The 22,635-nt window shown below is 58.7% G+C and carries 23 protein-coding genes and 1 riboswitch; of the genes, 10 read left to right on the top strand and 13 right to left on the bottom strand.

Features of this window, described 5'->3' with window-relative positions:
- Positions 1-104 precede the first annotated feature (104 nt).
- The 4 genes from ACOZ42_RS14985 to rimO all read right to left on the bottom strand — a co-directional run bounded on the left by ACOZ42_RS14985 (position 105) and on the right by rimO (position 4,030).
- On the bottom strand, positions 105-866 hold the full coding sequence (locus tag ACOZ42_RS14985; RefSeq protein ID WP_003802175.1) for a maleate cis-trans isomerase family protein: 762 nt from the start codon (positions 864-866) through the stop codon (positions 105-107).
- A 122-nt stretch (positions 867-988) separates the two neighbouring features.
- Positions 989-1,996: a UDP-glucose 4-epimerase GalE gene (gene galE, locus ACOZ42_RS14980; RefSeq protein WP_240209458.1), complete on the bottom strand. Its 1,008-nt coding sequence runs from the start codon at positions 1,994-1,996 to the stop codon at positions 989-991.
- A gap of 34 nt (positions 1,997-2,030) precedes the next feature.
- Positions 2,031-2,555, bottom strand: coding sequence for a gamma carbonic anhydrase family protein (locus tag ACOZ42_RS14975; RefSeq protein ID WP_240209457.1), 525 nt, complete (start codon positions 2,553-2,555; stop codon positions 2,031-2,033).
- A 155-nt stretch (positions 2,556-2,710) separates the two neighbouring features.
- The gene (gene rimO / locus ACOZ42_RS14970) at positions 2,711-4,030 is read right to left on the bottom strand and encodes a 30S ribosomal protein S12 methylthiotransferase RimO (RefSeq protein ID WP_059318213.1); all 1,320 of its coding nucleotides are present in this window, start codon (positions 4,028-4,030) and stop codon (positions 2,711-2,713) included.
- A gap of 204 nt (positions 4,031-4,234) precedes the next feature.
- On the opposite strand from rimO, the gene rsmB reads away from it, so the two are divergent.
- Genes rsmB through ACOZ42_RS14950 form a run of 4 tightly spaced genes read left to right on the top strand, consistent with a single transcriptional unit; the run spans position 4,235 to position 9,225 of the window.
- Positions 4,235-5,539, top strand: a complete 1,305-nt coding sequence (gene rsmB / locus ACOZ42_RS14965; RefSeq protein ID WP_426345858.1) for a 16S rRNA (cytosine(967)-C(5))-methyltransferase RsmB — start codon at positions 4,235-4,237, stop codon at positions 5,537-5,539.
- A 48-nt stretch (positions 5,540-5,587) separates the two neighbouring features.
- Positions 5,588-6,172, top strand: coding sequence for a DUF4390 domain-containing protein (locus tag ACOZ42_RS14960; RefSeq protein WP_003802169.1), 585 nt, complete (start codon positions 5,588-5,590; stop codon positions 6,170-6,172).
- Entirely contained in the window at positions 6,172-8,508 is a 2,337-nt protein-coding gene (locus tag ACOZ42_RS14955; protein ID WP_165477574.1) for a sensor histidine kinase, read from the top strand. The genes ACOZ42_RS14960 and ACOZ42_RS14955 overlap by 1 nt, the downstream gene beginning before the upstream one ends.
- 21 nt (positions 8,509-8,529) lie before the next feature.
- Positions 8,530-9,225 carry a response regulator gene (locus tag ACOZ42_RS14950; protein ID WP_003802167.1) on the top strand — a complete coding sequence of 232 codons (696 nt, stop codon included), beginning with the start codon at positions 8,530-8,532 and terminating at the stop codon, positions 9,223-9,225.
- A 110-nt stretch (positions 9,226-9,335) separates the two neighbouring features.
- Here ACOZ42_RS14950 and ACOZ42_RS14945 read toward each other — a convergent pair whose 3' ends face one another.
- A complete protein-coding gene (locus tag ACOZ42_RS14945) occupies positions 9,336-9,827 on the bottom strand; it encodes a 6,7-dimethyl-8-ribityllumazine synthase (RefSeq protein WP_003802166.1) in 492 nt (163 codons plus the stop codon).
- A 96-nt stretch (positions 9,828-9,923) separates the two neighbouring features.
- Positions 9,924-10,065: riboswitch (FMN riboswitch) on the bottom strand.
- A gap of 102 nt (positions 10,066-10,167) precedes the next feature.
- A complete protein-coding gene (locus ACOZ42_RS14940; RefSeq protein WP_003802163.1) occupies positions 10,168-11,082 on the bottom strand; it encodes a methyltransferase domain-containing protein in 915 nt (304 codons plus the stop codon).
- An 81-nt stretch (positions 11,083-11,163) separates the two neighbouring features.
- Here ACOZ42_RS14940 and ACOZ42_RS14935 point away from each other — a divergent pair, with 81 nt between their 5' ends.
- Together ACOZ42_RS14935 and ACOZ42_RS14930 are read left to right on the top strand one after the other, a co-directional pair.
- The gene (locus tag ACOZ42_RS14935; RefSeq protein ID WP_080584980.1) at positions 11,164-11,913 is read left to right on the top strand and encodes a ComF family protein; all 750 of its coding nucleotides are present in this window, start codon (positions 11,164-11,166) and stop codon (positions 11,911-11,913) included.
- A 54-nt stretch (positions 11,914-11,967) separates the two neighbouring features.
- The gene (locus ACOZ42_RS14930; RefSeq protein ID WP_003802159.1) at positions 11,968-12,438 is read left to right on the top strand and encodes a tRNA (cytidine(34)-2'-O)-methyltransferase; all 471 of its coding nucleotides are present in this window, start codon (positions 11,968-11,970) and stop codon (positions 12,436-12,438) included.
- Positions 12,439-12,599: 161 nt separating this feature from the next.
- On the opposite strand, the gene ACOZ42_RS14925 is transcribed toward ACOZ42_RS14930, so the two are convergent.
- From ACOZ42_RS14925 to ACOZ42_RS14905, 5 genes are all read right to left on the bottom strand, one after another.
- Entirely contained in the window at positions 12,600-13,598 is a 999-nt protein-coding gene (locus tag ACOZ42_RS14925; RefSeq protein WP_003802156.1) for a Bug family tripartite tricarboxylate transporter substrate binding protein, read from the bottom strand.
- Positions 13,599-13,672: 74 nt separating this feature from the next.
- Positions 13,673-14,725: an NAD(P)H-dependent glycerol-3-phosphate dehydrogenase gene (locus tag ACOZ42_RS14920; RefSeq protein ID WP_003802154.1), complete on the bottom strand. Its 1,053-nt coding sequence runs from the start codon at positions 14,723-14,725 to the stop codon at positions 13,673-13,675.
- Positions 14,725-15,219, bottom strand: coding sequence for a protein-export chaperone SecB (gene secB / locus ACOZ42_RS14915; protein ID WP_003802152.1), 495 nt, complete (start codon positions 15,217-15,219; stop codon positions 14,725-14,727). Before secB ends, ACOZ42_RS14920 begins: the two co-directional genes overlap by 1 nt.
- A 39-nt stretch (positions 15,220-15,258) precedes the next feature.
- Entirely contained in the window at positions 15,259-15,516 is a 258-nt protein-coding gene (gene grxC, locus ACOZ42_RS14910) for a glutaredoxin 3 (RefSeq protein ID WP_003802150.1), read from the bottom strand.
- Between the two features lie 22 nt (positions 15,517-15,538).
- The gene (locus tag ACOZ42_RS14905) at positions 15,539-15,817 is read right to left on the bottom strand and encodes a rhodanese-like domain-containing protein (RefSeq protein WP_230406212.1); all 279 of its coding nucleotides are present in this window, start codon (positions 15,815-15,817) and stop codon (positions 15,539-15,541) included.
- Positions 15,818-16,047: 230 nt separating this feature from the next.
- Here ACOZ42_RS14905 and gpmA point away from each other — a divergent pair, with 230 nt between their 5' ends.
- The 4 genes from gpmA to ACOZ42_RS14885 all read left to right on the top strand — a co-directional run bounded on the left by gpmA (position 16,048) and on the right by ACOZ42_RS14885 (position 20,820).
- Positions 16,048-16,794: a 2,3-diphosphoglycerate-dependent phosphoglycerate mutase gene (gene gpmA / locus ACOZ42_RS14900; RefSeq protein WP_426345312.1), complete on the top strand. Its 747-nt coding sequence runs from the start codon at positions 16,048-16,050 to the stop codon at positions 16,792-16,794.
- Positions 16,795-16,797: 3 nt separating this feature from the next.
- Complete coding sequence (locus ACOZ42_RS14895; RefSeq protein WP_426345311.1) at positions 16,798-18,357, top strand: murein hydrolase activator EnvC family protein; 1,560 nt, start codon at positions 16,798-16,800, stop codon at positions 18,355-18,357.
- A gap of 162 nt (positions 18,358-18,519) precedes the next feature.
- Positions 18,520-20,031, top strand: a complete 1,512-nt coding sequence (locus ACOZ42_RS14890) for a S41 family peptidase (protein WP_039943413.1) — start codon at positions 18,520-18,522, stop codon at positions 20,029-20,031.
- Between the two features lie 15 nt (positions 20,032-20,046).
- Positions 20,047-20,820 carry a HesA/MoeB/ThiF family protein gene (locus ACOZ42_RS14885; protein WP_003802145.1) on the top strand — a complete coding sequence of 258 codons (774 nt, stop codon included), beginning with the start codon at positions 20,047-20,049 and terminating at the stop codon, positions 20,818-20,820.
- Between the two features lie 116 nt (positions 20,821-20,936).
- On the opposite strand, the gene ACOZ42_RS14880 is transcribed toward ACOZ42_RS14885, so the two are convergent.
- Together ACOZ42_RS14880 and argB are read right to left on the bottom strand one after the other, a co-directional pair.
- Positions 20,937-21,662, bottom strand: a complete 726-nt coding sequence (locus ACOZ42_RS14880; RefSeq protein WP_003802144.1) for a pyrimidine 5'-nucleotidase — start codon at positions 21,660-21,662, stop codon at positions 20,937-20,939.
- A gap of 3 nt (positions 21,663-21,665) precedes the next feature.
- Positions 21,666-22,562, bottom strand: a complete 897-nt coding sequence (gene argB / locus ACOZ42_RS14875) for an acetylglutamate kinase (RefSeq protein ID WP_003802143.1) — start codon at positions 22,560-22,562, stop codon at positions 21,666-21,668.
- Positions 22,563-22,635: the final 73 nt, after the last annotated feature.

Genomic DNA, 22,635 nt, shown 5'->3' with positions numbered 1-22,635 from the left:
GTTCATCCTCATGGGGGCATGCCCCTCTGTTGAAAACTGATCAGGCATAAAAAAACCCTGCCGATGTAAGGTCGACAGGGTTGTGCGTCACCAGGCTGGCTGGATCAGGCTTGTGGCTTGACGCCTGACAGGATGTGGCCTGCGTTGGGAACGCGGGTTTCCAGACCCAGTGTCTTGAGCATCTGGTACACGGTACACACTGCGGCGGACAGAACGGGTTTGCCGATCTGGTCCTGGGCACGCTGAATGGCAGGCAGGGAAGGCATCTGCACGCAAGCGGACAGGATGACGGCGTCCACGCCGTCGTGGTTCAGACGTTTGACGTGCTCGAGCAGGTTTTCTGGATTCAGCAGACCCACTTCCAGGTTGTCCGACACTTCCAGGCTGATGGAGTCTTGAACTTCGATGCCTTCTGCTTCGATGTAGTCGGCCACGCGCTTGGTCAGCGGCTTCATGTACGGCGTGATGATGGAGACTTTCTTGTAGCCGAATTCTTTCAGGGTATCGACCAAGGCACCGGCCGAGCTCAGCACGGGAATGTCCACGCCGTTGTCTTTAACGGTGTTCTGCAGACGCTCTTGCGAGACGCGGTGGTAGCCGTCGCCTTGGGCCATGATAGCCACCAGGCAGGCGTAGGCCATCACGTTCATGCGGGCGTCGCTCAGCTCAACCGCGCAGCGGTCGCTGGCAATGTCCATGGCTTTCAGTTCTTCGGGGTTCACGTGCATCATGCGCATGCGCGACGAGTGGAACGTAAAGCGCTCTTCAGGAAACTCGGCGTAACGTGCCTGCAACATGGCAGGAATCTCGGTTTCCATCGTGGTGTTGGAGCTGGGAACGATCTGGCCGATGCGATAGGTTTTCATGGGAATCTGTCTCTGAGGGTGGTTTTTAGATTGACACCTTTATTCTAGGACCCGTTTTCTTCCTTGCAAATCAACCATCTGTCAACGTGCCATCGCCAATGGCGATGGCACGCATGCACGGGTCAGGCCTGCCCCGACTGCCAGCGCCAGGCATCATCACACATTTCCTGGATGTCCTTGTCCGCAGTCCAGTTCAGCTTTTCGCGGGCCAGCCGTGTGTCGGCCCAGCACGAGGCAATGTCGCCTGGACGGCGTGGTGCGATGGTATAGGGGATGTCGCGGCCGCTGCTCCGAGCGAACGCCCGGATCATTTCCAGTACGGAGTAGCCGCGGCCAGTGCCCAGGTTTACAGCCAGCAATTCGGGTTCGTTATCTTGCAGGTAGCGCAAGGCGGCGACGTGGCCCTGGGCCAGGTCCATGACGTGGATGTAGTCGCGCACCCCGGTGCCATCAGGCGTGTCGTAGTCCTGGCCGAAGACTTGGACTTGCTCACGTTTCCCGCTAGCCACTTGGGCGACATACGGCATCAGGTTGTTGGGCACGCCCTGCGGGGCTTCACCGATCAGTCCGGATGGATGTGCGCCCACGGGATTGAAGTAGCGCAGCAGTCCAATGCGCCAGCCCGATTCGCTGCGGTAGACATTGCCCATGATTTCTTCCAGGACCAGCTTGGTGTGGCCGTAAGGATTGGTTGCCGAAAGGGGGTGGTCTTCAGGAATAGGAAGTTGTTGCGGATCGCCGTAGACCGTGGCCGACGACGAAAATACTAGGCTGCGCACGCCAGCCTGTTGCATGGCCTGCATCAGGACGACGGTGCCAGCAATGTTATTGTCGTAGTACTTCAGCGGCTGAGAGACGGATTCGCCGACTGCCTTCAAACCGGCGAAATGGATGACGGCGGCAATGTCTTGCTCTTGGAAAATGCGATTAAGCAGGATGCGGTCTCGGATGTCGCCGTGGATGAACTCGGGCCGGGTGCCGCTGATCTGCTCAAGCGCGTCCAGTACGCTTTCCTGACTGTTGGATAGATTGTCTAATATAACTACCTGATAGCCGTCGGCGATCAGTTTAAGACAGGTGTGGGAACCGATGAAACCGGTTCCGCCGGTCACGAGAATCTTGTGGGTCATCGGATGTGTCTCCAATAAGATGACGGTGAAGGAGTTAATCTTGGTGCTTGAGCGCCGTCTTGTAGTGCGCAGCGCGCTCTGTGTAGGCTTGGGCGTTCTGACGCAGCTTGGCAATGTCTTCATCGCTGAGGGTGCGCACCGCTTTGGCGGGCGAGCCAATGATCAGGCTGCGTTCAGGGAAGACTTTGCCTTCAGTGACCAGCGCGCCGGCACCCACCAGACTATCGCGACCGATGACGGCCCCGTTCAAGACCACAGCCTGAATGCCGATCAAGGCGCCTTCACCGATCGTGCAGCCGTGCAGCATGGCCTGGTGGCCGATGGTGACATGGTCGCCAATGGTCAGCGGGTAGCCCGGATCGGTGTGCAGGACGGCACCTTCTTGGACGTTGGAGCCTGCTCCTACGGTGATGGTTTCGTTATCGCCACGAATGACCGCACCTGGCCAGACACTGCTGTGCTCTTTCAGTACGACCTTGCCAATCAGTGTTGCCTCGGCGGCAACAAAGCTGCTGTCGTCAATTTGCGGGGCATGTTGATCTAATTGGTAGACGGGCATGACAGATCCTTGGAATGGTGCCCGGCTGCCCATGTCCGGTGTTGGGGCGGGGACAGTTGGGCAAGAGTACGGGACGGTTAAGGGCAGCTTGATGTATAGCGCCCGTGTCATCAGAGTGACACGGGCCTGCTTGAGCCATCGGGGCTGGTCAGCGCTTAAACCTGTTCGCCAAACAAGTCATATTCACTGGAGTCGGTAATGCGCACGCGCACCATTTGACCGGGTTCCAGGGTTTGTGCGCTGGTGATGAAAACGTTGCCGTCGATCTCGGGGGCGTCGGCGCTGGAGCGGCCTACGGCGTCGCCGTCCTCGTCGATCTCATCGATCAGTACATCCATCTCGCGGCCTACCTTGGCAGCCAGGCGAGCGGTGGAGATGGCTTGCTGATGTTCCATGAAGCGTTCCCAGCGCTCTTGTTTGACCTCGTCAGGGACGATGCCATCGAGTTTGTTGGCCGGTGCGCCTTCGACGGGCGAATACTGGAAACAGCCCACGCGATCCAGTTGCGCCTCGCTCATCCAGTCCAGCAGGTACTGGAAGTCGTCCTCTGTTTCGCCGGGGAAACCAACGATGAAGGTCGAGCGTATGGTCAGATCCGGGCAGTCCTGGCGCCACTGCTTGATACGCGAGAGGGTGCGGTCCTCAAATGCAGGGCGTTTCATCGCGCGCAGCACCGAGGGGCTGGCGTGCTGGAAAGGGATGTCCAGGTAGGGCAGCACCTTGCCTTCGGCCATCAGGGGAATGATGTTGTCTACGTGTGGATAGGGATAGACGTAGTGCAGACGCACCCAGGCGCCCAGCTCGGACAGGGCAGCGCTTAGTTCCACCATGCTGCTCTTGACCGGGCGGCCATTCCAAAAGCCGGTACGCTGGCGGATATCCACCCCGTAGGCGCTGGTATCTTGGGAGATGACCAGCAGTTCTTTGACGCCGGCTTTGACCAGACGCTCGGCCTCGCCCAGTACCTCGCCTACCGGGCGGCTGACGAGCTTGCCACGCATGGAAGGGATAATACAGAAGCTGCAACTGTGGTTGCAGCCTTCGGAAATTTTCAGATAGGCGTAATGACGTGGGGTCAGCTTGATGCCCTGCGGAGGCACCAGATCAATATAAGGATTGTGATCCAGCGAAGGCGGGGCGGCCTCACGCACGGCGCGCAATACCTGCTCATACTGCTGGGGGCCGCTGACTGATAGCACGGAGGGATGGACCTCGCGAATCAGTCCTTCGTCCACACCCATGCAGCCGGTGACGATGACGCGGCCGTTCTCCGCCAGTGCCTCGCCGATCGCTTCTAGCGATTCGGCCTTGGCGCTGTCGATAAAGCCACAGGTATTGACCACCACCACGTCAGCATTGTCGTAGCTGGGGGTGATCTGATAGCCATCGGTGCGCAGTTGAGTAAGAATACGTTCAGAATCGACCAGGGCCTTGGGACAACCCAGGCTCACGAATCCGACTTTGGGGGCGCTCATAGAGGGTCCTTCTGGAGCTTGAGGGCTCGAAATTGGGAAATAGGCTTGATTTTACCGTCCCGTGCCCCGATGCGTGCGGATCTTGTGTGTTTGAGCCCGGTTTATGCGGTAAATAGTGCTACAGTCGCAGTCATATTTTTCTTTTCTAGCGGTTGTTCTGTGTCCGACACCCATCTTTCCCCCTCCTTGCCCCTGTCCGAAGTCATGCTGCTGAGCGCGCGCAATATTGAAGGCGTGCTGGCCGGCAAATCCCTGACTGAAAGCCTGGCCGCGACGCCCGCCGCGGCGCGTGCGGCCGTGCAGTCTGTCAGCTTTCATGTCCTGCGCCGTTTGGGCCACGCTCGTCAGATTCGTATCACGCTGGTGCCGCGCCAGCCCAGCAATAGCTGGCTGGATGCCCTGCTGATGGTGTCGCTGGCCTTGCTGGATACGGCCATGCGGGTGCAGGAGGATGCCCAGGCGTTTGAGGATCGCCCGGATGTGCCAGTGTATGCCGTCCATACCGTGGTGGATCAGGCGGTGCGAGCGGCAGACAGTCAGGCTGCGCTGCGTCTGTCCAAGGGTTTGGTCAATGGCGTGCTGCGCCGCTTCACGCGCGAGCGCAAGATGATCTTGTCTCAGGTCGAGAGCCGTCCCGAGGCACGCTGGAATCACCCCGGCTGGTGGGTCAAGGAATTGCGTCGCGCGTATCCGCGTGATTGGGAAGCCTTGCTGCAAGCGGCCAACCGCCCCGGTCCATTGACGCTGCGTGTTAATCAGCGCCGTTGTTCGGTAGAGCGTTTGCAGGCGGTGCTAACTGAAGCCGGGATTGCGTCGAGCAGTCCTGGAGTTGGCGCGGTGACTTTGGATAAGGCCATGCCGGTTCAGGCGATTCCGGGTTTTGATCTGGGCTGGTGGTCGGTGCAGGACTGGTCGGCTCAGCAAGCCGGTCTGCTTTTGCCGGTCAAGGATGGCATGCGCGTGCTGGATGCTTGCGCGGCTCCGGGTGGCAAGACCGCTCATTTGCTGGAGCAGGCGGATGTTTCCTTGTTGGCCCTGGACTCGGACGGCGAGCGTCTGGAGCGTGTGGATCACAACCTGCGTCGTCTGGGTTTGGCCGGCGACAAGGTTCAATTGAAACGGGGTGATGCGGCGCGTCCGGCCCAATGGTGGGATGGTCAGCCCTTTGATGCGATTTTGGCCGATGTACCTTGTACGGCATCGGGCATTGTGCGTCGTCACCCGGATATTCGCTGGTTGCGCCGCGAGTCGGACATTGCCGATACCGCCCGTCTGCAAAGCTCTATACTGGATGCCTTGTGGTCCACGTTGCGAGCAGGTGGACATTTGTTGTATTCGACCTGCTCGATTTTTCCGGCCGAAGGTCAGCAACAGGTCGAGGCGTTTTTGGCCCGTCATCCTGAGGCGCAGCTTTTGGACTCTCCTGGCCAGATTTTGCCCGGCGTTGCAGGACGATCTCTGGCAGATGGCGACGGTTTTTTCTATGCCTTATTTACGCGCCCGGTTTGACTTGTCACAATTAGGGCTCTGACTTTGTCCTTTTTGCGGTTAATCACGATGTGGCGCGTTTTCCTGTCTTTTCTGCTGATTTTCAACTGCGCGCTCAGCTCGGCCAATACGATTGTGCCGGTTGCCACGTCGGGAGAGCGGGTCGTCAAGGTCGAGCCCCATATTCGGGACGAAAAGCTGTATATCGACGCGGATATCGAGTTCGAACTCAGTCCGGAGTTGCGGACGGCTGCCGAGAAAGGGGTGCCACTGTATTTCACGGTTGAAGTTGAGTTGGCTCAGCCCCGTTGGTATTGGTTTGATAAAAATGTTGTTAAAGAACAACAAACCTGGCGGGTTGTGTATAACGCGTTAACCCGACAGTGGCGTGTGGGAACCGGGGACCTGTCTTTGCCCGAATCCTCCATGAATGATGCACTGGCCATGCTGCGCCATATCCGTGGCTGGGCAGTTGCCTATGTGGCGGATCTGGACCGCGACCAGGAATACCAGGGTCGTGTGCGTCTGCGCCTGGATACCTCCTTGCTGGCTCGCCCCTTTCAAGTGGATGCCATCAATAGTTCTGCCTGGACATTGGCCACCCCATGGAAAACCTTTTCCTTTTCCGTCTCCGTCGACGAGCCCCAACCTTGATCCGCTGGATCTTGCGTACCGCTCTGTTTGGAGCGGGAGTCAGCGCGTTAGCGCTGTTTACGCTGCTGGTCTGGTCAACAGGCAACGCCTCGCGCTACGCACAGCAATATGATCTGTTGCTGGTGCTCAACGGCGTGCTGGCGGCCACCCTGATTTCCTGGGTGCTGATGCTGACGATTCGCCTGTTCAGGCAAATACGCAGGCGCCAGTTTGGGGCCCGCATGACGGCGCGCTTTGCTTTTTATTTCACACTGATCGGGATTATTCCGGGTGCGCTGATCTATCTGCTCTCGGTGCAGTTCATGTCGCGCTCGATCGAGTCCTGGTTCAACGTACGAGTGGATTCGGCCTTGGAGTCAGGGCTGAGTCTGGGGCGGGCGGCTCTGGATTCGCAGCTCAGCGAGCTGGAAGGCCGCGCCCAGGAAATGGTGGCGGCGCTGAATAAAGCCGATAGCGCCCAGTACAGCAGTCTGCTGATCTCATTGCGGGAAAACAGCGGTGTGACCGAAGCCATGGTGTTTTCTGGCAATGGCCGCTTGATTGCCTTTTCGTCCTCACGGTATGACACCTTGCTACCGGACATGCCCCCTTCCAGCGTGATGAATCAGTTGCGTATTTCGGGTCGTTACGCGGCGGCTGAAGTGGATGATGATGCCCCGGTACATGACAATGGCCTGGACGAGGGGGGTGTGCCGGCAGAGTCGACCGGCTTGCGTTTGCGGGCGGTGCTGCCGCTGGCCGATCCCAACCGTTTTACAGCAAGCCTGAGCGGTACGGCGGACTCGCGTTGGCTGCAGGTGATCCAGCCTGTGCCCGACAAGATCGCCCGTAATGCCAACCAGGTCCAGCAGGGGTTTCGGGATTATCAGGAGCTTGCTTTGTCCCGTCAGGGCTTGCGCAAGCTCTACGGCATCACCTTGACACTGGCCTTGATTCTGGCGGTGTTTACCGCTGTGGCTGCAGCCCTGGCCCTGTCTCGCCGTCTGACGCGCCCATTGCTGACGCTGGCTGCCGGGACGCAGGCGGTAGGGGTGGGGGATTACCGGGCCTTGCCTGAACCGCCCGCCAAGGACGAGGTCGGCCAGTTGACCCGCTCGTTCAATGCCATGACCCGGCAACTGGATGAGGCGCGCCGCATGGTCGAGAAAAATCGCTTGCAGCTGGAGCGCTCCAATATGTATCTGGAGTCAGTGCTCAGCAATCTGTCCAGCGGGGTGTTGGCCTTTGACGAAATGTTTCGCGTGACCATGTTCAACCAAGGGGCGCAACGAATCCTGCAAGTGGATTTGCGCTCCATAAAAGGTCGCCCGCTGGAGACCTTGGACGGAGCGCTGACGTTTGCATCCGTCATACGCGAAGCGTTTTCCACGCATCAGGCCATGGGGTCCGATCATCCTTATTGGCAGCAGCAGTTTGAGCTGGACATGAAAGAAGGCAATGAGGCGCGTGATACTATCGTCACCGTTTTGGCTCGGGGCACCTTGCTGCGGGTCGACGGCCAGCCCACGGGTTATCTGGTGGTGTTTGATGACATTACTGACGTGATTTCTGCCAGCCGTCTGGTGGCCTGGAGCGAAGTGGCCCGACGCCTGGCGCACGAGATCAAAAACCCCTTAACGCCTATTCAGCTGTCTGCCGAACGTCTGGCCATGAAGCTGGAATCGCAATTGGACGAGGTGCATGCGGCCATGCTGCTGCGCTACACCAATACCATCGTCAACCAGGTTGCCTCCCTGAAAAAGATGGTGGAGGATTTTCGTGAGTATGCCCGCAAGCCCGCCACTCAGATGCAGGCTTTGAATCTGAACGAGCTGATTACCGAAGTGCTGACTTTATATGGTTGGGACCCGGAAGAAGGCATGGTTCGGGACGACGGTTACAGTGTGGCGATTGACGTGGAACTGGACCCGGATTTGCCGATGGTCCTGGGGGACCCCACACAGTTGCGTCAGGTTATTCATAATCTGCTGGCCAATGCTCGGGAAGCTGCTGCCCAGGATCAATCACTTGACCAGGCGCATGTATTTGTTAAAACCATGATTGCAGGCGTAGAAGGTTCCGACTCGGCTACGACGGTCAGTTTTGTGGTCTCAGATAACGGGCCGGGTTTTGATCCGCAGATGCTGGTGCGTGTTTTTGAACCATACGTAACCACCAAGCCCACCGGCACGGGTCTGGGACTTGCTATAGTTAAGAAAATCATCGAGGAGCACGGCGGCAGAATCGATGTTTCCAATCGCCGTGAGGGGGGGGCTCGCATTTCCATCCTCTTTACCCGGCTTGCTGGCCAGCATATTCGTCTGGACTCTGGGCGGCGAGCAAACGATAATGCGTAAAAATCACGTAGGTGACGTTTTATGGCCAGAATTCTGGTAGTTGATGACGAAATCGGCATTCGGGAACTTTTGTCGGAAATTCTTTACGACGAAGGACATACCGTGCAATTGGCAGAGAATGCCGCCCAGGCTCGCGAGGCACGCTTGCGGGGCCGCCCCGATCTGGTCTTGCTGGATATCTGGATGCCAGACACAGACGGTGTCAGTCTGCTCAAAGAGTGGGCTTCCCAAGGCTTGCTGGATATGCCGGTGGTCATGATGAGCGGCCACGCCACGGTGGATACGGCGGTGGAAGCCACCCGTATCGGTGCAGTGGATTTCCTGGAAAAGCCAATCACCATGCAGCGTTTGCTCAAGACCGTTGCTTCCGGTCTGGAGCGTACCGTTGCGCCCAAGACATTGGCAGCGGCAGCTCGTCCGGTGGTGCAGGGTGGGGAGCGTCGTCCTGAGGCAGCGCCGATGGCGCCTGGCATGGCCCCTGCCATGACCGTACCCGAGGTCGAGCAGGATGAGTCCCAGTTGGGCAGCATTTCCCTGGATTTGCCCTTGCGTGAAGCGCGTGACGAGTTCGAGCGCATTTATTTTGAATATCATCTGCGCCGTGAAAATCACAGCATGACTCGCGTGTCCGAGCGTACCGGTCTGGAGCGAACCCACTTGTACCGCAAACTCAAACAGCTGGGTATCGACTCGTCGCGCAAGCGTAACCAGTCTTGAGACGGGCCGTGCCCCAATAGGGGTCGACAGGGTTTGAGTCTGTCCCGACGCTGCCAGGAGCAGCGGGCCGGGGGGGGATGGTGGGGCGGCCTGACAGGCCGCCTTGTCGTTTAGAGCGCGGCGACCTGTGCCACAGGCAGGGACTGCAACTTGGCGACGGTATCCAGACACGTGCGGGCCGCTTCCTGGCCCTTGATCACAAAGTGACGATGGAAGTAATCGTGGTGCTCCTTGCCATCATGGAAGTGGTGCGGAGTCAGCACGACTGAAAACACAGGCACATTAGTGCTGAGCTGCACTTGCATCAAGCCCTGAATGACTGCGGTGGCCACAAAGTCGTGGCGATAGATGCCACCATCTACGACCAGGCCCGCCGCTACAATCGCCGCGTATTGTCCCGATTGGGCCAGACGCTGTGCATGTAGCGGGATTTCAAAAGCACCGCCTACTTCAAAGAAGTCGATCAGGCTGCTGTCATGGCCCAAGGAGGTGACTTCGTCGATAAAGCCCTGGCGGGCCTGATCCACAATGTCCTTGTGCCAGCAAGCTTGAATAAAAGCGATGCGAGGGGCCAGACGATTGGCTGGGGTAATGCTGTTCATGTTGGTTTCCTGTTTTATGACAACAAAAACAGGGCATGCAGGAAGCAGGACAGCTCAAGCCCCCAACAGGATGGCTCCTGTACAGGGGTGAAGATATCCCGTTCTCTCTTTATCCGGACTATACCGTCGGCCCCGGAATCACACCGGGTCTGCTGTCCCTGACACAAGGCCAGGCGCTCGCGGGCTAGGCTGTGCCATTACCGCCGGTGGGGACTTGCACCCCGCCCTGAGAACATTGTTAGCCAGCTTGGCTAACCGCAAAAGTGTACCCCTAAACCATTTTTTTGTCAGAGAGGGCCCATCTGCTTGCCCATCCTTGGAACGGGCTTGGAGGTGCCGCCTATTCCTGAGGCTTGGGACGGCGGCTGATGGTGGAGATGGGTACGCTCACCTCTCCATGAGTGCTGCGGCGACTGCGGGCACGCCAGGCATGTCCGTACGCTATTTCCAGGCTCAGGTGCAGGGTTCCGTCCATGTGGCGCTGCTTTTCCAGCGCATTGAGCAGACGCTGACGCCAGGTCAAGGTGCTCAGGCTAGCCTTGCGCTGAGGGTGCGGGTTGCCGCCCAGCAGGCGCAGATCATCGAGCAGTTTCTCGGCGCTGCGGTACGTAAGGGTGACGAGTTCCTGATCCATGACAGGATCGGCAAAGCCGCTTTCCAGCAGCAGATCACCAAAGTCGTGCATGTCCACGAATTCCAGCGTTCTGGTGCCCAGGTCTGCCTGCTCCATGGCGCTGCGCAGTTCGGCAAAAGAACCGGGCCCCAGGCAGGAGAACATCACCAGCGTTTCAGGTTTGAGCAGACGATTCCATTCGGCCAGTACCCGATGGGGCTCGGGGTGCCAGTGCAGGGCCATATTCGACCAGATCAGTTCCTGGCTTTCAGCCGGTAGGCCGGTATCGGCCATATCAGCCTGAATCCAGCTGGCAGCCGGGGTAGGCTGATTGCGCAGTTTCTGCCAAAGGCTGGGTTTGGACTGGTAACGCTCGCGAGCCACGTCCAGCAACTTCGCGCTGCGATCCAGACCGGTGTATTTCATGTCCGGATAGCGTGAGCGTAACGGTTCGAGCGCGTGGCTGGCGCCACAGCCTGCATCCAGAATATGCGTGGGCTGTAACCGTACCAAGGCCAGCCGGGACAACATCCGCTGGGCGACTTCACCGTAGAGAAACTGAGCGTGATCCAGGGGAGCGCGGCGATTGAATTGCTGCTCGACGTGGGCGGAGTTGATAGGCAAAGAAGGTAACTGGGACATAATTGCGCGGACGTTGCTGGCTTGGATCAGGAGCTTGTGCTGTGATCGGATCAGCCTGGCTCTGAAAGGTAATGATCTATTATGGCGCATCCCCAGTTCGGGCGCGAGTCGCTCCATCGTCTTGTAGGGCTTCCCCTGCTGGCCCGCCCCTGCATGCTGTGTGGCTTGCGTTCACCAAGCGGGGCGCTGTGTCCCTGGTGTCGTCACGCCCTGCTCAGGCCGGTTCATGACTTGCGATGCCCACGGTGTGCGCTGGCCTTGCCGCCCCTGGCCTTGCTGGCCTGCCCGGATTGCGGAGCGGGGCAATTTTCCTTGCAAGCCACCGTGGCCGGGTTTGACTATGAACATCCTGGCGATATGTTGATTCATGCGTTTAAAATTTCCCGTCGGCTGGAGGTGGCAGCGGTGCTGGCGGAATTGATGTTGCAGCAATGGCGCCGTTACGGGCCAGCACTGGATGATGGGTGTCGGGTCATAGCGGTTCCCTCACAACGCGACGCCTTGCGCCGTCGGGGTTTTAACCCGGCAGCCGTGCTGGCTCAGCGCGTAGCGCGTCGTTTGGGTTTAGCGGCATGTCTGCATGTCGTCGCATTGTCGCCACGTCAGGACGTGGCCCAGAAGTTTCTGGGGCGTCAGGCTCGCAGGCAAGCCATGCGGGGTGCTTTTCAGGTGCTGGAGCCGCTTGACGGGCGTGCCGTGCTGCTCATCGATGATGTGTTGACGACGGGGGCCACGCTGGATGCACTGGCGCGTGCCTGTCGTGTGGCCGGCGCCGGCCCGGTGTATGCCCTGGTCGCGGCCCGGGCGCCCTGGAAGTCAACGAGGTTCTAGTCTTTTCTGTTGCGTCGCCAGCTGGCGGCTTTTCTGTGTTTTTTTGGGTTCTTCATGTTTCATATCGTCCTGGTTTCGCCCGAGATTCCTCCCAATACGGGCAATGTCATTCGTCTGGCGGCCAATACAGGCTGTGTCCTGCATCTGGTACGGCCTTTGGGCTTTGAGCTTGAGGACAGCAAGCTGCGCCGTGCCGGCTTGGACTATCACGAATGGGCCCAGGTCAAGGTGCATGACAGCCTTGAAGAGGCGTTGCGCGCCACCGGCACCGCGGCCGATCGGGCTTTTGCTCTGACGACGCGCGGCAGCCATTTGCTGGCGGAGCAAAGCTTCAAGCCGGGTGATGTGTTTGTGTTTGGTCGTGAAACTGCAGGTTTGTCGGCCGAACAGCTTGCATTGTTTCCTCAGGAGCAGCGGATTCGTTTGCCCATGCTGGCTGGGCAGCGTAGTTTGAACCTGTCCAATGCGGTGGCGGTCTGTGTGTTTGATGCCTGGCGGCAGGCAGGCTATGAGGGCGGGGTGTAAAGGGGGGCTGGTCTGCTTCGCCATGACATGGGGCTGGCAGTGAGGCGGCACAGTCCGTTGAGCTTGGACGGACTGTGCGTGATGGTGGTCGAATCCACAGAAAGATGGCCCTGCAACCAAGAGGTTCGCAGGGCCATTTGCAGAGGAATGAGTCGAGGCTTTTATTCCAGCGACAGATTCAGGCGTTCGATCACCTCATCCCAACGAGCTTTGTCGGCCACGATCTTGTCCGTCAGCGCTTGGGGGGTGGAGGGTTCGGACGAAAAGTAAAAGGCCTTGAGCTTGGCCTTGATATCGTCGCGTTGCAAGATGGTGGTGATTTCCTGGTTCAGACGTTTGACGACATCCTCCGAGGTGTTGTGGGGGACAAAGAAAGCATCCCAGGAGATTGCCTCGAAGTTTTCCAGACCGGCTTGTGCCATGGTGGTTAAGTCCGGCAGCAATTCGCTGGGCTGCAGGGACGTCACGGCCAATGCCTTGACTTTACCAGCCTCAACCTGCGGCATGGCAATGCCTGGAACCATGAAGGCGGCGTCAATGTCTCCGCCAATAATGGCCGTCAGAATTTGTGGAAAACCGGAGTAGGGGATTTGCTCCAGCTTGATGTCGACGGCATGCTCGAGCATGGCCATCGCCAGGTGGGCCGAGCTGCCGGGGCCGACAGAGCCGTAGTTCAATTCACCGGGGCGGGATTTGGCCAGGGCAATGAACTCCTCTACTGTATTGGCGGGTGAGTCAGCCGGTACGACCAGAACGTTGGGGCTGGTGCCAATCATGGAGACAGGCTGCAGATCGTTCAGCGGGTCGTAGCCCAGCGAGGTCTTGTAAAGGGTGGGAGCCGTCACCATGGGGCCGTTAATGGTCAGCAGCAGGGTGTAGCCGTCGGGCTTGGCATGAGCAACAAAGCGGGTGCCGATATTGCCGCCTGCACCCGGGCGATTGTCCACAATGATGGTCTGCCCCAGGGCCTGGGAAAGGGGTTCGGAAATGGCACGGGCCAGCGCGTCAGGCGAGGAGCCTGCCGGGAAGGGCACCACCATCTGAATGGGACGTTCAGGCCAGCTGGACTGGGCCTGAGCAGCCTGCGCCAGCAAACCGGTGCAGGCCAGCCCCAGCACGGAGCGGAGCAGAAGATCACGAGAACGAGCAAGCAATGACATTGTTTTGATGTTGAATAAAAAGACGGTTGACCGCCGGCCTGACAAGGAGAGGCCAGACCAGATGGCAAGCGGGGTTAATGGCCTTCCTGCTTGGCCTCGCGAGTGAGCAAGGCGTGGACGGCTTCACGCGGGGAGAGCTGTTCAAACAGAATCTGGCAGACCGCGGCGGTAATCGGGAGTTCAATGTGGTGCGCCTTGCCCATCTCCAGAACCGCGCGGGCGCAGCGTACCCCCTCGGCCGTAATGCCGGTGGCCAGGATGCTGTCCAGGCTTTCTCCGGCGCCCAGCGCCAGGCCAACTTGCCGGTTGCGGGAGAGCTCGCCGGTCGCGGTCAGGACCAGATCTCCCAGACCGGCCAGTCCGAAGAAGGTTTCTGCGTGACCGCCCAGAGCGACACCCAGACGCTGCATTTCAGCCAGGCCTCGGGTAATCAGGGCGGCACGGGCGTTGTGGCCCAGGCCCAGTGCGTCGGCAATGCCGCAGGCAATTGCCATGATGTTTTTGACAGCGCCACCGACTTCCACACCGATCATGTCGGTGCTGGTGTAGAGGCGGGCTTGCTTGCCATGCAGAGCGGCCAGGGCGATGTCCGCCATGGAGGCGGGTTGGCAGGCCAGGGTCAGGGCGACAGGCAGGCCTTTGGCCACTTCCAGCGCGAAAGAGGGACCAGACAATACGGCCCGGCCTAACCAGGGGCGCTCAGGCAGGCTTTCGCGCACAATCTGATGGGGTAGTAAACCGCTTTCCTGATGAAAGCCTTTGCAGGTCCAGACCAACAGGACAGGATGACGGCGTGTGGCGGGCAAGTGCTGCGCCAGGTCCACACAGGTCTGTGCCAGACCACGAACAGGCACACCCAGAATGATGAGGGCGGGCCCGGTATCGTCGGCCAGTGCGAAATCCATGACGTGCTTCAGATTGTCGCTGGCTTGTAGCGATTCGGGGAGCAGGACATCGGGCAGGTAGGCGGGATTGCGATGATCCTGCCCGATGGCATGAGCTGTGGATGATTTGCGCGCCCACACCATCGTGGGAGCCTGGAGGCTGGCCAGGGCGGCCAGCGCCGTGCCCCAACTGCCTGCGCCCAGGACTGCGACACGAACAGGAGTGTGCGCGTTTGACATCATCAGGCCTGCAAAGGCTGGCCGTCAGTTTGGGCTGCGCCCTGTTGCTGAGCCAGGCGCTGCTCGTACAGGGACTGGAAGTTCACTTCCGTCAGATGCAGGGCAGGCAGGGACGTACGGTTGATGGCGTCGGCCACGGCAGCGCGCAAGTATGGGTACAGCATGGTGGGGCACACAATGCCCAGCAAGGGCTCGAGCTGCTCTTCAGGAATGTTGGCAGCTTCAAAAATACCGGCCTGGGTGGCTTCCACCAAGTACATGACCTTGTCGCCAATGCGTGTGGTCACTGTGGCGGTCACGGTGCTTTCGTAAACCGTGTCAGCCAGGCGCTGGCCGCCCACATTGATGGACACTTCCACGGAAGGGGCCTCTTGCTCCAGAAAGATCTGGGGGGCATTGGGCATTTCGATGGACAGGTCTTTGATGTAGGTGCGCTGCAGGCTGAAGCTGGGTTGTTGAGCTTCTTGTTCAGCGGCTGTGTTGTTCTGGTCGGCCATGGGTGATCCTATGGGATAAAAAAATGGTTAGAAAAAAAATCAGGCAGCCAGCAAAGGCAGCAGACCACCTTCACGGTCCAAAGCGGCCAGATCATCGTAGCCACCTACATGGGTGTCGCCAATGTAGATTTGGGGAACCGTACGTCGACCGGTACGCTCCATCATCAGGGCGCGCTGTTCCGGTTCGCGATCAATCAGGATTTTATTGATTTCGGTGACGCCGCGTTGTTTGAGCAGCATTTCAGCGCGCACACAATAAGGGCACACCATTGTGGAGTACATCGTGACTTTTGCCATGAGAGCCTCGTAGAAGGAGAGCTTACGATTTTTTGACGGGCAGACTGGCCTGCATCCAGCCCTGGATACCGCCTTCCAGTGTGTAGGCCTGCTCAATGCCATGTTTGCGCAGAACCGCAACGCTGCGTTGGGCGCTACGGCCAGTTTCACACACCAGGATGACAGGTTTGTCTTTGGGCAGGCTGTTGGCCTTGGCGTCAAGGTCGGCAGCCGGGATGTTGCGCGATTGCGCAATTGCCGCGGTCTTGAACTGATCGGCGCTACGTAGATCAATCAAAATAGCGTCTTTCTGGTTTACCATCTGTACCGCTTCAGAGCTTGAAACTGCGCGCCCGGCACGGCCTTTGAAAAAGCTGGGTATTAACAGCATAATGCCGGCAAGCACCGCAATTGCTAAAATTAGAAGATTGTTCTGACTTAAGATGAAGTCCACGTTAAATCCTGTTGATTACCAAGAAAAGCAAGAAAAAAAGGTCGGATCACACGATTATAGAGTGGCGCCAATTTTTCAACCTCGAGGCTGTTTTTACCATGTATAAACTTGTATTGATGCGGCACGGCGAAAGCCAGTGGAACCTGGAGAACCGGTTTACTGGCTGGACCGATGTCGATCTTACCGAAACCGGGCGCCAACAGGCAAAGCAGGCCGGTGATCTGCTCAAAGAAAACGGCTTTGAGTTCGACCTGGCTTTTGCCTCGGTCCTCAAGCGCGCTATCCGTACCCTTTGGATCGCCCTGGATTCGATGGACGCCATGCACACTCCTATCGGTTTGAGCTGGCGTTTGAACGAACGCCATTATGGTGCTTTACAAGGCTTAAATAAAGCCGAAACCGCACAAAAGTACGGAGAGGATCAAGTTCTGATCTGGCGTCGTGCCTATGCAATCGCTCCTGATCCCGTTGCCGAGGATGATCCACGCAACCCACGCTTTGATGCTCGTTACGCCCGTGTGCCGGCCGATGAATTGCCGCGCACCGAATGTTTGCAAGACACCGTGGCCCGTGTCGTGCCGTTCTGGGACGAGTCCATTGCGCCGGCCATCCGTTCCGGACGCCGTGTTCTGGTAACCGCTCATGGCAACAGCCTGCGCGCTTTGATCAAGCATCTGGATGGCATCTCCGATGAGGATATTGTTCACCTGAACATTCCGACCGGTCAGCCACTGGTATACGAGCTGGATGAGAACCTGCGTCCTATCCGCCATTACTACCTGGGCGACCAGGAATCGATTGCGGCCCAGATGCAAGCGGTCGCCAATCAGGGCAAGGCGCAGTAAACAATGTGGCGCTACAGCGTTTGCCTGTTGCTGGCAGCCTGGACCTTTCCGGTACTGGCTGTGGACCCGGATCTGGCCGCGCGCCAGGCCCAGGCTCAAAAGCAGCAGGCAGAGCTGCGCCAGAAAATCGAATCCTTACGCAAGAGCATTGACAGCAGTGAAAGCTCTCGTCGTGATGCGGCCAATGCCTTGCGTGAATCCGAGCAGGCGATCTCCGATATCGATCGCACGCTGGCCCAGATCGAACAGCGGCAAGAGCAGTTGCACGAGCAACTGGGCACCCTAGGCAAGCAGATCCGCGAACAACAGGCGCTTAAAGCGCAGCGTCAGCAGGAACTGGCCGAGCAGTTGCGCGCGCAGTACGCCAATGGCGTCTCTCCCTGGGCCGCCCTCTTGTCCGGCGATGACCCCAACGCCATCAACCGCGAGTTGTATTACTTGGGCTATGTGTCGCGTCAACAGACCGAGCAGGTGCATCAGGTGCGTCGTACTGTTGAGCGACTGGATCGCCTGCAGGCTCAGCTTGCCGCGCGTGAAAAAGAACAGGAGCAACTGGCTGCTGAGGCGGCTGCCCAGAAAGTGGCCTTGCAGGAACAGAAAGAAAAGCGGGCCAAGGTGGTGGCGGACATCAGCGCGGAGCTCGAGCGCCAGCGTGGCCAGGCAGCCAATTTGCAAAGCAATGACAAGCGCCTGGGAGACTTGATCTCTGGGCTGGAAACCGAGATTGCCCGCCAGGCCGAGCTAGCCCGCCGTGCTGAAGAGCAACGACGCCGGGAGGCCGCTCGTCGTGCCGAGGAGGCGCGCAAGGCCGAGCAGCTTCGCCAGCAGGAATTGCGTCGCAAGGCCGAGCGGGAGCAGGCCGCCCGTGAGCAGGCGCGTCTGGAACGCGAGCGGGAGCTGTTGGAGCGCGCCCGCGCTACCCAGCCACCATTGCCGCCAGCCCTGCCGCCCAGCAAACCGGCGCCAGCAGAGCCGGCGCAAGCCATTCCGCGTCCGCCCTTGACCTACACGCCACCGACGACAAACGAGCGGTTGCTGTCTGATAGTCTGGAGGCCTCATCCGAGCCTAGCGAGCCGATTGGCCAGCCTGTTGCTCCCAAGGTGCGGGAGGTGCAGGTGGAGGAAGAGCCTGTGGAGCAGTCTGCCGCGCCTGCCTTGGAGCCCGAAGGTGGATTTCAGGGCTTGAAGCGGGGCTTGCCCTATCCCGTGCGGGGACAAGTGCAAGGCAAGTTCGGTGCCGAGCGGCCTGACGGCGGTATTTGGCGCGGTATTGTGTTGCGGGCGTCAGCCGGCACTACGGTCCGTGCGGTGGCCCCCGGTCGGGTGGTCTTTGCCAGTTGGATGACCGGGTTTGGTAATTTGCTGATTATTGATCATGGGCGCGACTACCTGAGCGTTTACGCTTATAACCAGAGCACGCTCAAGCAGGTCGGTGATGTCGTGGGGCGCGGAGACGCTGTTGCGCGGGTGGGGGCGACTGGCGGGCAGGTTGAGCCGGGCCTGTATTTTGAGTTGCGCCATCAGGGCAAGCCCATTAATCCGCAGGTTTGGCTGGGGCCCTGAGTTTTTTTGGGCCGCCGTTTACTTTTGCTCGCATTTGTTGCGCAGGGTAGCGACTCAAGCCCAGTTCACGCTGGTCGGCGCTTTACGCTACTCTTATAATGCATGGTCGGGTCAGCTCCGGGAGGTGGCCCCGTCTTGAATCTGAAAATAATGGGAATGTGCATGAGCACTCGAAGGATTGGCAGCATTGGACTAGTGGCAGCAGGTGCTGTGGGCGGTATTTTGATCAGCCTTGGCATTACTGCGGTCGCTCAACGCGGCGAGCCATTGCCTTTGCGCGAACTGCAACAGTTCGCCAATGTGTTCGCTGCCATCAAGAACACGTACGTGGAACCTTTGACGGATCAGACCCTGGTCAATAATGCGATCAAGGGGCTATTTACCGATCTGGACCCGCACTCGGCCTATCTGGATGCGGATGCGTTCAAGGAAATGGAAGCCATGACCCAGGGCGGGTTTGGCGGTCTGGGCATAGAAATCGGTAGCGAGGACGGGATGCCCAAAGTCATCTCGCCGATTGAAGACACACCGGCTGCCCGTGCCGGCATTCTGGCTGGCGACATCATCACGCACATCAATGGCAAACCGACCAAGGATTTGAGCCTGAATGATGCAGTCAAGCAAATGCGTGGCGAGCCCAATACATCGATCAAACTGACGATTCGTCGTGCTGGCCGGGACAAGCCGCTGGAATTCAATCTGGTGCGCGATGTCATCAAGGTGCGCAGCGTGCGCTCCAAGATGCTGGCTGACGACGTGGCCTACGTGCGCATTGCCCAGTTCCAGGAACGCACGGCGGCTGATCTGATCAAGCAATTGTCCGAAGTCTACAAAGGCCCTGGCGCACCGAAAGGTTTGGTCATTGACCTGCGCAACGATCCTGGTGGCTTGCTGGAAAGCGCTATTGGCGTCTCGTCCGCCTTCCTGGATTCGGGTGACCTGGTGGTATCGACCAAAGGTCGTATCCCCTCGTCCAATCGCGAGTATTACGTCAAGTCCATGCAGTCCGTGCTGGGTGAGCTCGACACGGATGCGGACGTCCTGAAAAAGCTGGACTGGCTCAAGACCGTGCCTATCGTTGTGCTGGTGAATGTGGGCTCGGCCTCGGCCTCGGAAATTGTGGCTGGTGCTTTGCAGGATCACAAGCGGGCCACCATTATTGGTAATCGCACCTTCGGCAAGGGCTCGGTGCAAAGCGTGGTGCCGCTGTCCGAGGACTCAGGGCTGAAGCTGACCACCGCTTTGTATTACACGCCTAACGGCACGTCGATTCAGGTGACGGGCGTTCAGCCAGATGTGGTGGTGGACGATACCGCACAAGGTAATTTGTTCCGTCTGCCTCGTGAGGTGGATCTCAAACGCCATTTGCTCAACAGTAAAGTGGATGAAAGCACCGAAGAAGAACAGCCTGATCTGGGTATGAGCCCCGAATTCAAGATGTTCGAGTTTGGTGGTGACGACGATTATCAGTTGCAGCAGGCGCTGAACCATTTGGCGGGACGTCCGGTCATGAAAAATGATCCGGCCAAAGTTGCTGCCGCCAAGCAGGCTGCTGCCCAGCGCGAGAAGGACGTGGCGTCCGAATCGACTGAAAAAAAAAGTCCCCTGAATCAGCAACCCAGCGTTGAGCGGTTCCGAATCACCCCGAAAGGGCTCGAGCCGGTAACTCCGTAAACACAGGCTCTTGACGTGGAAGATCAGCAATTACTGCGCTATGCGCGGCATATTCTGCTCGACGAGTTCGGGGTGGAAGCGCAGGAGCGGGTGCTGGCCTCCCGCATCCTGGTAGTTGGAGCGGGAGGCCTGGGCTCCCCGGTGGTGGCGTATCTGGCGGCTTCGGGGGTGGGCTCCATCATTCTGGTCGACGATGATCAAGTGGAATTGAGCAATCTGCAACGCCAGATTGCTCACACCACTGATCGTCTGGGCTGGGACAAGGTCGAGTCTGCCAAGCTGCACATTGAGCAGCTCAATCCTGAAGTCAAGGTCACTCCTGTCGTTCAGCGTCTGGACGAAGCGGGCTTGATGCATTGGGTTCGGCAAGTCGATTTGGTGCTGGATTGCTGCGACAACTTTGCGACCCGCCACGCCATTAACCGCGCCTGCGTGGCCCTGCGTAAACCATTGGTGTCCGGTGCGGCGATTCGTTTTTCGGGGCAGGTCAGCACCTATGACCTGCGTCAACCCGACGCCCCTTGCTACCACTGCCTGTTCCCCGAAGCCGATGATGTTGAGGAATTGCGCTGCGCTACCACAGGCGTTCTGTCGCCTTTGCTGGGTATGGTGGGTAGTGCGCAAGCAGTCGAGGCCTTGAAGCTGTTAGGCGGCTTCGGAGAGCCCTTGGTCGGCCGTTTGTTAAGCGTGGATGCCTTCAACATGAATTGGCATACGGTGCGTTTTCGCAAAGATCCGGCCTGCCCGGTATGCGGTGCCGAAGCGGTGGAACAGCGCCATCAGGTCTGATTTTTTTCTGACCGCTGTGTATGTCGGTGAGTCAAGAGCAGCAAAATGGCCGCTCTTGACGACACATCACTGAAAAAGGGAATTGGCTCGCTATCGTGACAGGGATGGTAAGGCCCTTAGAGGCGTGGCCAGTTCTTGACCAGTTGGGCGATGCGGTTGATGCGGTGATCGACATAAGGGCTGCGGCCATGATACATGGCGCTAAAGGGAGTGCCCGCGTTATAGATGTGGATGGTTTGCATCCCCAGTTGTCGGGCGCTTTTCAGATTGCGCAAGGTATCTTCCACCAGCACAATGTCGCGAGCCTGCGCCTTGAGCATGGCCAAGGCCTGCTTCATCAGCGCCTGCGAGGGCTTGGGGCGATAGCGACCTTGCAGTTGCATGTGCTCAATAGCCCACAGGCCATCAAAAACCGGTAGCAAATTCAGTGCCTTCAGAACACGATGTGCGTAGTCCTGGGGCGCGTTGGTCAACAACAGCTTATAGCCCGGTAGGCGGCGCAGCTGGTAGGCAAGGCCCGGCTCGGCACTGATCAGGGAAGGCACATCAAAATCGTGCGCGTGCTTGAGGAAGGCCGCCGGGTCGGCGCCGTGATGGCGATGCAGGCCAATCATGGTTGCGCCATAGCGTTGCCAGTATTCCAGACGCAGCCGGTCGGCCTCGTCCATGTCTACACCCAGGGTTTGCGCCACGCCGATGCGCATGCGCCCGTCAATAGCCTGAAAAATGCCTTGAGAGGCATTGTGCAGGGTGTTATCCAGGTCAAACAGCCAGATGGTCTCATCGGGCTGGCAGGCAGACAAAGGCCGTGCCCAGGCATGGGCACGGATTGGAGCGCGCACGGATTAATGCGAGCTGATCATGGTGCCAACACCACGGTCAGTCAGGATTTCCAGCAGCAGGCAATGGGGAACACGTCCGTCGATGACATGGACGGAATTGACCCCGTTGCGGGCGGCATCCAGAGCCGAGGAAATCTTGGGCAGCATGCCGCCGGAGATTGTGCCGTCGGCAAAGAGCTCGTCAATCGTTTGAGCCGACAGGCGGCGCAACAACTGGCCTTCCTTGTTCAGCACGCCGGGGGTGTTGGTCAGCATGACCAGTTTCTCCGCACTGAGCACCTCGGCCATCTTGCCGGCCACCACGTCGGCATTGATGTTGTAAGCCTGACCGTCCTCGCCGTATCCAATCGAGGAGATCACGGGGATGAACTGGTCATCTTGCAAGGCTTTGACCACCTCGGGCTGAATGCTTTCGATATCGCCCACAAAACCGATATCGAGCAGTTGGCCGGGGTGCTCGGCGTCAGGCAGCATTTTTTTGGTGACACGAATCATGCCACCGTCCTTACCTGTCAGACCGACGGCCTTGCCGCCGGCTTCATTGATCATCATGACGATGTCTTGCTGTACCTGACCACCCAGAACCCACTCCACCACTTCCATGGTTTCAGCGTCGGTCACGCGCATGCCCTGGATAAAAGTGCCTTCCTTACCCACGCGCTTGAGGGCGTCGTTGATCTGGGGGCCGCCACCGTGCACCACAACGGGCTTGAGGCCAACCAGCTTGAGCAAGACCACATCATGGGCAAAGCTGCGCTGCAAAGCTTCTTCGGTCATGGCATTGCCACCGTACTTGATGACAACGGTTTTGCCGTGGAAGCGACGAATATAGGGCAGGGCCTCGGACAAAACTTCTGCTTTGACGGTCGAGGAATAATTCTGCGGATCTGTGGTGCTCATTGATGCGCTCACTTGAAGAAAACCCGGGTCCACTGCTGGTACCCGGGGTTATGTGGCTGGGGCAAAAACAGGA

This window comes from Alcaligenes sp. HNGD-HTN06, assembly GCF_049932565.1.
GTDB lineage: Bacteria > Pseudomonadota > Gammaproteobacteria > Burkholderiales > Burkholderiaceae_B > Alcaligenes > Alcaligenes ammonioxydans.
Note: the sequence above shows the minus strand (reverse complement) of the source record. Positions and strands in the feature narration are given on the sequence as shown.